9 protein-coding genes are annotated in these 10,602 nt (G+C 38.9%); 4 read left to right on the top strand and 5 right to left on the bottom strand.

The features are described 5' to 3' along the window. The 3 genes from VGE44_RS06820 to VGE44_RS06810 all read left to right on the top strand — a co-directional run. On the top strand, nucleotides 1-709 hold a 709-nt coding region (locus tag VGE44_RS06820), incomplete at its 5' end, for an ATP-binding protein (protein ID WP_414649294.1). A 2-nt stretch (nucleotides 710-711) separates the two neighbouring features. After that, nucleotides 712-2,085, top strand: coding sequence for a regulatory iron-sulfur-containing complex subunit RicT (locus VGE44_RS06815; protein ID WP_331077262.1), 1,374 nt, complete (start codon nucleotides 712-714; stop codon nucleotides 2,083-2,085). Nucleotides 2,086-2,090: 5 nt separating this feature from the next. Continuing rightward, nucleotides 2,091-2,567 carry a gliding motility lipoprotein GldH gene (locus tag VGE44_RS06810; protein WP_331077260.1) on the top strand — a complete coding sequence of 159 codons (477 nt, stop codon included), beginning with the start codon at nucleotides 2,091-2,093 and terminating at the stop codon, nucleotides 2,565-2,567. A gap of 216 nt (nucleotides 2,568-2,783) precedes the next feature. Here VGE44_RS06810 and VGE44_RS06805 read toward each other — a convergent pair whose 3' ends face one another. Beyond that, nucleotides 2,784-4,097 carry a UDP-N-acetylmuramoyl-tripeptide--D-alanyl-D-alanine ligase gene (locus VGE44_RS06805; protein WP_331077258.1) on the bottom strand — a complete coding sequence of 438 codons (1,314 nt, stop codon included), beginning with the start codon at nucleotides 4,095-4,097 and terminating at the stop codon, nucleotides 2,784-2,786. 227 nt (nucleotides 4,098-4,324) lie between these two features. Between VGE44_RS06805 and VGE44_RS06800 the strand changes: the two genes are divergently transcribed. After that, entirely contained in the window at nucleotides 4,325-6,844 is a 2,520-nt protein-coding gene (locus tag VGE44_RS06800) for a M14 metallopeptidase family protein (RefSeq protein WP_331077256.1), read from the top strand. 68 nt (nucleotides 6,845-6,912) lie between these two features. Here the strand turns inward: VGE44_RS06800 and VGE44_RS06795 are convergent, their stop codons facing one another. From VGE44_RS06795 to VGE44_RS06780, 4 genes are all read right to left on the bottom strand, one after another. Continuing rightward, nucleotides 6,913-8,502, bottom strand: coding sequence for a PspC domain-containing protein (locus VGE44_RS06795; protein WP_331077254.1), 1,590 nt, complete (start codon nucleotides 8,500-8,502; stop codon nucleotides 6,913-6,915). A 21-nt stretch (nucleotides 8,503-8,523) separates the two neighbouring features. Next, a complete protein-coding gene (locus VGE44_RS06790; protein WP_324485110.1) occupies nucleotides 8,524-8,880 on the bottom strand; it encodes a PadR family transcriptional regulator in 357 nt (118 codons plus the stop codon). A 189-nt stretch (nucleotides 8,881-9,069) separates the two neighbouring features. Further along, nucleotides 9,070-9,477 (bottom strand): DoxX family protein, encoded by a 408-nt coding sequence (locus VGE44_RS06785; RefSeq protein WP_331077251.1) that lies wholly within the window; start codon nucleotides 9,475-9,477, stop codon nucleotides 9,070-9,072. 23 nt (nucleotides 9,478-9,500) lie between these two features. Further along, nucleotides 9,501-10,442 carry an LD-carboxypeptidase gene (locus tag VGE44_RS06780; protein ID WP_331077249.1) on the bottom strand — a complete coding sequence of 314 codons (942 nt, stop codon included), beginning with the start codon at nucleotides 10,440-10,442 and terminating at the stop codon, nucleotides 9,501-9,503. Between the last annotated feature and the right edge of the window lie 160 nt (nucleotides 10,443-10,602).

Here is a 10,602-nt window from a genome sequence, read left to right as displayed (position 1 = left end):
ATCGGAGTATAAGACGATGATCATCTGGCTTCCTGAATATCTCAAAAATGAAGGGAACCGGCTTTTAAAAACATTGGAGGAACCGGCTAATAAAACCCTGATTATTTTGGTGGCACAAAATCAGGATCAGATATTAAATACTATAATATCAAGAACGCAGCTGGTTAAGATCCCTGCTCTAAAGAATGAAGATATAATACGTTATCTGGCTGATAATAAGGATATTTCTGAAACTCAGGCTTCCCGGATTGCTTATTTGAGTGATGGAAATATGCAGGCTGCCCTGAATCTTTTGAAGGAAGATGATCATGATGATTTCAGGAATTTTACGGGCTGGATGCGGATGACTTTCGCCGATAAAGGAGCACAGATCATAGATTTTGTTGATGAGCTTTCTAAACTGGGCCGGGAGAATCAGAAAAATATGTTGCGTTATGGGGTTCAGTTGATCCGTGAATGCATTATGTTGATGTCAGGTGCAGAATCATTAGTACATTTACCTTCAGCAGAGCTTGATTTTGTTAAAAATTTCAGCAAACACCTGGATCTTGCTAAATGCGAGGCCCTCGTAAATGAACTGGAAAAGGCTCATTATCATATTGAACGTAATGCAAATCCAAAAATTTTATTTTTAGATGTATCTTTACAGTTCGTTAAAATTTTAAAGTTTAATACGCTCCCTGCGGGGACTCAATATATATTGAATTAGATATGGGATGTGGTAGTTGTTCAACGGGTGGCTGTGCGCCTGCCGGATGCAAGAGTAATGGTTCATGCCTTACTAATGGTTGCAGTAAATTAGATGTTTATGATTGGTTGTCGCATATGGATATGCCTTCTAATTTTAAACCATTTAATATTATAGAAATTAAATTCAAGGGCTCGCGAAAGGAGTTCTTTCTAAATACAGAAAATTTATACCTCGAAGCTGGGGAGTTGGTTGCCGTTGAAACCACTTCCGGTGGATTTGATATTGGTCATGTTTCCCTGACCGGGGAGTTGGTTCGTATGCAGCTTAAAAAGAGGCATGTGCGCACGGAAGATGTTCTAAAAAAGATATATCGGAAAGCTACTCCTGCTGATGTGGATAAATGGAAAGTTTCAAAGGAACTGGAGTTTGAAACCATGCATAAGGCAAGGGTTTTGGCTAAGGAACTTGGCCTGGCTATGAAGCTGAGTGATGTGGATTATCAGGGCGACCGCACTAAAGCCACATTTTATTATACTGCAGAGGGCCGTGTTGATTTCAGGGAACTGATTAAAAAAATGGCTGAGACCTTCCGGATTCGTATTGAGATGCGGCAAATTGGAATGCGTCAGGAAGCCAGCCGGCTGGGGGGAATAGGTTCCTGCGGACGTGAACTATGTTGTTCAACCTGGTTAACTGATTTTAAAACAGTATCCACTTCTGCAGCGAGATATCAGAATCTGTCATTGAATACACTGAAGCTTGCCGGTCAGTGCGGCAAATTAAAATGCTGCCTGAATTATGAGCTGGACACCTATATGGATGCTCTGAGGGATATTCCAGATAATGTGGAACGCCTGGAGACAATGACAGGGACAGTAAGACATCAAAAAACAGATATATTCAAGAAACTGATGTGGTTCAGCTATCCAAATGATGAGAACTGGATTGCAGTAGATATCGCCAGAGTAAAAGAAGTTCAGAAATTAAATAAAGAGGGAATTAAACCGGAATATCTGAAAGTAGAGCTTGCCGAAGAAGATAAACCTGTTGTTGCCAAGGTGTTTGATTACGAAAATGTAGTTGGACAGGATAGTCTGACCCGTCTTGATAACAAGGCTGGAAAGAACAAGAAAAATAATCGTAATAAAAATCGTAATAAACCCAAGGGACCGGGTGCTCCGCAAGCAGCTGCAGTTACACCAGCCGGACAGGAAGCAGCCCCAAGAGTACCAAAGCCTCAGAATCCTAATCAGCAACAAAGACCTGGTGGTCCGCAAGCTGAAAGACCTGAGGGCCCAAACAGAAATAACAAGCGAAGGAAAAATTTCCGGAATAACAACAATCGTGAAAGGCCGGCCGGAGAAAAACCAGGCGGTGGAAAACCTACAGAATAAGATTAATGAAGCCGGGTAAAAAATCGTTTTTGTTTGTTGTTTTATTGGCAATAGTTCTGGCTTCCTGCCGGGATCAGTCGGCAATTGTAGATACCAATATTGAACTTGATAAGCATAACTGGTCTTATGCAGAGAAGGTCAAAATTCCATTAAGCATTGAATCAGCAGAGATACCCTGTAATTTATATCTTAACCTTCGTCATACTTCAGATTATAAGTATTCAAATATTTTTCTGCTGATCCACATTACCGGGCCGGATGGTAAAAAATCTACCGAAAGAAGAGAATTTAAACTGGCGCTTCCGGATGGAGAATGGCTTGGCAGTGGTTCGGGAAATTTGTACAGTTATCAAATCTTATTCAAAGAAGATTATAAATTTCCTTTGAAGGGAAAGTATGTTATTGAGCTTGAGCAGAATATGAGAGATAATCCGCTGGATCATATTACTGATGCCGGAATCAGGGTAGAAAGGGCGATGTAAGATGAAGAAGACATTTCAAAAATTTCTGACTAGTTCTTACTACAACTATTTCACGATTTTTCTGATAGCCTTCTGCCTTTTTTCAGTATTAATTTTTGAGCCGGGGCATCCTCTTTATGTATTTTCATTTCTATGTGCACCGGTCATACTCATCCTTCAGCAATACCGAAGGAACCTGATTAGAAAATCGGAGAAATAATCTTGAATTGCCCTAAGTTATAAAAGTGGTAACAATGTTTCGAGCTTCATTCCCCTCGACCCTTTTACTAAAACAGTAGAAGCCAGGATTGGATTTTCTGCCAGCACTTGTTGTGCTTCATGCACTGTTCTGAAAAATTCAGCAGATTTACTTCCTTTCAGTTTATAAAATTCTTCACCAATAAAGATCTTTCTTTCCGAATTTGCTGCCATTGCTTTATCTAAAATCAATTGATGTTCTTTGCCGGCTTCCTTTCCTAATTCAAACATATCACCTAAAATCATTGCCCTGGAAGCCGAATTCATTGATTCCAGATTATCCAAAGCTACAATCATACTGCTCGGATTAGCATTGTAATAATCGCAGATTATTGTATTTTTTTCAGTTTTTAAAATCTGAGACCTGCTATTTAGAGGTTGGTATGAACTGACACCAGAATTAATCTGTTCTGGGCTTAATTTAAAATAGCTGCCTATGCAGATCGCGCAAACGATATTATTAAAATTATAGATTCCGGGTAAATTTGATTTTGCTGTAAAACCTTTCTTATCGGATGATTTAGCTTTGCATTCCCATTTTATATCAAGAAATGGAGAAGAAGCTTCTAGTGCAGCACATAAGAAATTATCTTTCCCGGAGCCATAAGTAACTGTATTTTCAAGCCCACGTTCGGCACTCATTTCTTTCAGAACAGGATCATCTGCATTGAGGAATATTGTACCTCCGGTTTTCGCAATGAATTCGTAAAGTTCTCCTTTACCGATTCTCACACCTTCAATCCCGCCAAATCCCTCCAGATGTGCTTTCCCAACATTTGTAATCAGTCCATGGCTAGGTTGGGCAATTCCACAAAGAAATTCGATTTCTTTCTGATGGTTGGCACCCATTTCGATGATGGCAATTTCGCATTCATCGTTTATTGATAAAATACTTAATGGAACGCCAATATGGTTATTCAGATTACCTTCAGTAGCAAAGGTTTTGAACTGTTGTGAAAGTACCGATCTGATTAACTCTTTGGTAGTGGTTTTTCCATTGCTTCCGGTAATTCCGATTACCGGAATGCTAAGCTGTCTCCGGTGATATCTGGCAAGATCCTGAAGTGCTTCCAAAACATCTGAAACGAGTATAAAGTGCTCATTTACAGCATATTTTTCTTCATCTATTATCGCATAAGCTGCGCCGTTCTCAATGGCCTGGCTGGCAAACTCATTACCATTGAAATGATCACCTTTCAAAGCAAAGAACAGGCATGATTTACTGATCTTTCTTGTATCAGTACAAATTACCGGATGCTTCCCGTATACCTCGTATAATTGTTCAATCCTCATTTTTAATAGCTTGATACAATAATAATACTTTTGTACCTCTCAGGCGAAGAATTTGGTAATTATGCGATTCTCTCGTACATTCGAAGGATTTCATCAGGCATTGAATAAGGCTGAATAGCAGCTTTGATATCAGATAAATGCTTCTATTTATACTGTACAATCTGAGCTATTTTAATGCTTCTCCAGTTCATTGCGGCATATTACCAATTATAAATACATAATTCCGAATGAAGAAATTTTTTATTTTGTTTCTGCTTTTAACAGGAATGCAATTGAATGGTTTTACACAAAAAATTCAATCCCCTTCCGAATTTCTGGGCTATAAGTTGGGTGATCAGTTTACACCACATTACAGGGTTGTTGAATATTATAAATACCTGGCTTCTGTCTCAAAGAATATCAAATTGCAGGATTATGGTAAAACCAATGAAGGCCGTCCTTTGTTTCTTGCCTTTGTTGGTTCAGATTCAAATATTTCCCGTCTTGAGGATATCCGGAAGAATAATATAGGCCTTACCGGGATAAAGGATGGCTTAAATACTTCGAAGCCCATGGAAGGCTTAAAAGATCAGCCTGTATTGGTTTGGTTTAGCTATAACGTACATGGAAATGAATCTGTATCAACAGAGGCTTCATTACAAACCGTTTTTGACCTGCTTGATCCTGCAAATGCAAGAACAAAAGCATGGTTAAAGAATACCCTGGTCATTCTGGATCCCTGTTTAAACCCTGATGGAAGAGAACGTTATGTTAATTTTTATAATCCGATAAAAAATGTTGTTCCTGATGCCCTTCCATTCGCCCGTGAGCATATGGAACCTTGGCCGGGAGGTAGGGCCAATCATTATTATTTCGATTTGAACCGCGACTGGGTATGGCAAAGTCAGGTTGAATCCCGGCAGCGACTTGCGGTTTATAATAAATGGCTACCACAGGTGCATGTTGATTTTCACGAACAGGGAATAAATAATCCATATTATTTTGCTCCGGCCGCAGAACCCTATCATCAGGATATCAGTAAATGGCAGAGGGAGTTTCAAACTATCATTGGCAAGAATAATGCGCGCTACTTCGATCAGAACGGATGGATGTATTTTACCAGAGAGAACTTTGATTTGCTTTATCCTTCTTATGGCGATACCTATCCGGTATATAACGGCTCTATAGGAATGACCTATGAGCAGGGAGGTTCAGGAAGAGCGGGACTTGCAGTAATTAATGCGGAAGGTGATACTTTATCGCTGAAAGACCGGATTGATCATCATCATACCTCTGGCCTTTCAACATTAGAAGCGGCTTCCCAACATGCTGAACAAGCAATTACAGAATTCAGGAATTATTTTACATCGAGCAAATCAAATCCTCCCGGGGATTATAAATCCTACATTATCAAGGGAGATAATACTGAAAAGATAAAATCTCTTGCTATACTTCTTCAGAGGAATGGAATTGAATTTGGCTTTGGGGTTTCGAAGGGGGCTCAGGGTTATAATTATTTTAATGGAAAATCAGAAAGCTTCAGGGTCGATAAAACAGATATGGTGCTTAATGCGCATCAGCCCAAATCGGTACTTCTGAAAGTTTTGTTTGAGCCAAATACATTCGTATCAGATTCGGCTACCTATGATATTACAGCATGGTCATTACCCTATGCTCACGGGCTTCAGGCTTATGCTACAAAGGAATCCATCAAACCGGAAACTACCCTTATCCCGGAGAGCACTGCATCGGCTTCTACGGTTTCAAATCCAGTAGCCTATATCGCGAACTGGAATTCTATTGCGGATGTAAAATTCCTGGCTGAATTACTCAACAATAATATCAAAGTAAGGTATTCTGAAATTCCATTTGAAACTTCCGGCAGACGCTTTAATGCAGGTTCTCTGATCATTACCCGAAATGGCAACATCACTATTAATGGTGGATTCGAGAAGACGGTGAATGAAATTGCAAAAAAATCAGGCATAAGCCTTTTTGCAATTCCTACTGCATTTGTAGATAAAGGAGCAGATCTTGGATCAAGTAAAGTACGTTTTATAAAGAAACCCAGGGTGGTAGTTGTGGGTGGAGAGTCTGTTTCTTCACTCTCTTTTGGTGAGATATGGCATTTTTTTGAGCAGGAGATTGGATATCCTGTAACAGTAGTGAGGCCGCAGGATCTGAATATGATCAACTGGAACGAGTTTGATGTTCTTATATATCCAGATGGGAATTATTCTGAAATGGGAAATGAGAAAATGCTGCAGTGGATTCGGGGCGGTGGTAAACTTATTGCAATGAAAAATGCGGTGTCAGAACTTGCCGATAAAAAGGGTTTTTATCTCAAAAATAAGGAGGACGCTAAAAAAGGAGATAAAGATATCTATGAGGACCTTAAGGCTTATGAGCAAAGAGAAAGGGAGAATGTAAGTACAAATATTCCGGGAGCTATTTATAAAGTGGATTTGGATAATACCCATCCTTTGGGGTTTGGTTTTCCAAATTTTTATTACACTTTAAAGCTCGATGATAAGGTTTATAAATTTATGACTGGTGGATGGAATGTAGGTATAATAAAAAAAGAGAATTATGTTACCGGTTTTGTTGGAGTACAGGCAAAGAAAAAATTAACCGATGGCCTTATTTTTGGCGTTCAGGAAATGGGCAATGGTTCAGTGGTCTATTTGGCTGATAATCCCTTATTTAGAGGTTTTTGGGAAAATGGTAAGTTATTATTCAGTAATGCCGTTTTTATGGTAGGGCATTAAAAAAGCCCAACCCCGAACCTTATCCAGGGCCGGGGTTGGAGTTTGATTGGCACAGGGCTTAGCCTGTTTTAATATTGTTCTTCCGGTTCAGGTGTATTTCTTTTTTGATTGTACAAGCTATCGTTTTTGCATTTTAAACCGTTATCTGTCATTACCCACTCTGAAAGGAAATCATTTTTTGCATTTTGAGGCTGACAGTCCCAGAGGCTATAATCTTCAAGATACTGGTTTAGGGTGCCTTCAATGAATACTGTGGTACTTACCGGAATTCTGAGAACCAGATGAACATTTTGGTCACGCCATAATTCACCCTTCTGCAAATGAGTATTTCCATCAATTAATAACAGGGAGTCTGTTTGAATATAGCGATGTTTTGCACTTTGTGCATTAGACAAGGCAGTTTCAAAATCAGGACCCTTAGCGCTGAATTCCTGAATCAATATTGGCGTGCTTACATCTGCTTTTACAATTTTCAAACTTACATTTCTGGGTAAATTAAAGTTTCCTCTTCTGGAGTTCATAATAATTCGTCCCTTAAAATCATTCGGGTCTATATTATAGTCCATACTATCTTCCTTAGTGAGATATTGAACAGGATTTAGCTTGAGATAAAAAGTATTTGATGGCTTTAAATTTGATTTTATTGAATATTGCGCTTCTTCATTAAATTCTGAACCAATCTTAGAGACATGGTATACTCCAATTCCTAAAGCTGCAAGCCAAATGATCAGCATCCCGAAGTAAACACCTTTTGAAACTTCAAAATGGGCAAATAATACCCTGATTGCAAATACAACAAGTGCGGTAATTGGAATGAATAACAAGGTAAAAGCGGAGAGGGTCAATATAGATTTATAACCCGGGTTTACCATATTAAAAGGAAAGGTGTTTAACTGATTGCCATTCCAGTAACCCAAAAAAGTAATGAGACCAATTCCCAGGACAAAAAGGCCGGTTATTCCGGCGAGTATGATAATTGCACCGATAATTTTTACAAATATCATCCCGGCTTTGCCAATAAACTTCGCCAACTGGTGAATTGCAGGTTTCGCTTCTTTGTGTGCTGTTTTGAATCCGCTTTTTAAATTTTGTATCTCCTCATCAAAGTTCTTTTTGAAACTTTGAATATTAATCGGCTCCCCTTTCATCGCCATTTTATCCACTCTGGTTCTCGCCTTAGGGATGACCAGCCATAAAATAATGTACACCGGAATACCGATTCCCATAAATAAGGTGATGATTGCTATCAACCTGATCCACTTTGGCTCCACATCAAAATAATGCCCAATACCTGCACAAACCCCACTGATTATGCTATCGTCCAGATCCCTGAACAATTTCTTTTCAGTTTTAAAGGCGCCGGTTGACAGGCGTATTGTGGGATCCTCTTCATCGATATTAAAATCATCGACAGTTCCCATTTTTTCCGTTACATATTCAACATCTTCGACAATGATTACCTGTTTATGGTCCTGTTTCAGCTTTTCGCTGAACATTTCTGCCAGTCGGTTTTCAATATCTGTAACTATCTCTTCACTATCGGCGGAATAAGCAAAGTGCCTTTTTACACTAGTCATATAAGTCCTCAGCACTTCATATGCATCTTCCTCGATATGGAAAACAATCCCATTAATATTGATTATAATAGTTTTATTCATGGCCTTAATTTTAGCAATTTTTTATGATTTTTCTTTAATGGGTTCTATAATTCTATCGTTTAATGAGACTTCCACTGCATAGGATAATTCTATCCAGGTCGTATCCAAACGCTTTAACACTTCATGTCCTGCAGGCGACAAAGTATAATATTTTCTTGGGGGGCCCGATGTTGACTCCTGCCAGTTATAGATTAACAGTCCGTTATTCTTTAATCGGGTTAATAGTGGGTATATAGTACCCTCTACGACAATTAAGCGGGCTTTTGTTAGTTCAGAGATGATGTCTGATGCATAAATCTCCCCTCGGGAGATTATTGAAAGGATACAATATTCAAGTATTCCTTTCCGCATCTGAGTTTGGGTATTTTCCACTATCATATTACAAAGATATATGCTTAGGTTGGTATTATGCAATGCATAGTAGTAAAATAATTGCTAATGTATATACAATTGTTACATAGTGGTCTATCTTAAAATTAATAAATCAGATAGTTATACAAAATGCCGGCTCGGTTATGGAAGGAAGTTTAATTATTTCTGTTTAAATAATTTTACATCAGACTTAGTCTATTTTTTATCTACACTATATTTCCCTGGCCCGATAAAAATCAGACCCAAAAACATGAATCCTGTTTCAATAGCCTGAGATGCCGCCATAAAATCTTCTCCGCTTTTCAGGTGCATCAATGCTGCAACTAACAGGTTAAATGTCAGTAACATACATACCGGCCTGAATGTAAGTCCAAGTAAAATTAAAAATCCCCCAAATGTTTCTGTCAAGCCAGCCATCAGACCCCAGACAGCCGGCGCAAAGGTAATTCCAAGATTCTTCATTGCTCCACCAATGGCCTCCCACTGTTCAGGTCCGCCCAAAAGTTTAGGATAACCATGAAGCATAAACATGGTTCCAAGACCAATTCTAATAATTAATAATCCTGTATTTCTGTATTTACCTAATGAATCAAATATTGCCATGTCGATATATTATTTTATTGTGATTACAAAGATGTTTTGGGATCAATGCCTAAATAGCTTAGGTCAACCTGCTGTCTGTCAACCTTTAACTTGCTCATTCTGCCAAATATTAAGGCGCGATTATCCGCAATATGACCTGCCGGGAAATTAAAACATACCGGAAAGTCAAACTCTTTAACGTGTTCCATGATGATTTGTTCAGCTGTCTGGCCAAAGGGGATATCATTATCCTTCAATTCAGTAAAACCTCCAACTATCAATCCCTTGAGACTCTTCAATTTTCCTGCCCTTTTCAGATTCCACAACATTCGGTCGATGGAATAAAGATATTCTCCGACATCTTCCAGAAAGAGGATTTTACCAGAGAAATCCTGTTCAGAAACGGAGCCGGCCATCATCACAAGGAGACTCAGGTTTCCTCCAATTAATATTCCTTCTGCTTCGCCGCTTCGGTTATTTGCCAGATTGGTGTAACTGTATTTAATTTCTTCATTAAAAAGAGCCTTCCTTAATGTTTCCAAAGAAATTTCTGAACCTTCTCTGATGGTTAATGGCATTTGTCCGTGTATGCTTTCTGTTTTGTACAAAGACTGGATGTGGCTGTGAAGTACAGTGATATCACTGAATCCTATAATCCATTTGGGATGATTACTGAAGCCCGAGAACTCAAGACGGTCAATGATGCGGATTGTTCCATATCCCCCCCGCGCTGCAAATATGGCTTTAACAGATGAATCATTTAGGAAACGCTGGAAATCATTAGTACGCAGCTCATCATCTCCGGCAAACTGGTTCCAGGAAGCATGAACGGTTTCCCCAAGAATGACATTTAAACCCCAGGATTCGAGAAGTTTGACAGCATCTTCAATGCTACGTGGGAGTTTTTTTGCCGGACAGGTAATGGCTACAGTGTCTCCAGGCTGCAGATAGGGTGGCGTTTTATAACTATTGATTTCGTTCGTCAATTTCTTATGTTCTGGTTCAGATAATTTAAGATTATGCTTATCCGCTATATTTCTAAAAGTTTTAAAGGGTATCCGATTCAAATTTACAAATTACCTCCACAACAAATTGACCTCTTATGCCATTAGTAATTTAGCTCATTAGCCTTTATCTTTGCAAATA

Source organism: Daejeonella sp. (assembly GCF_036405355.1).
Taxonomy (GTDB): domain Bacteria; phylum Bacteroidota; class Bacteroidia; order Sphingobacteriales; family Sphingobacteriaceae; genus Daejeonella.
The sequence above is the reverse complement of the archived record's forward strand: the minus strand, read 5'-3'. Positions and strand labels throughout refer to the sequence as shown.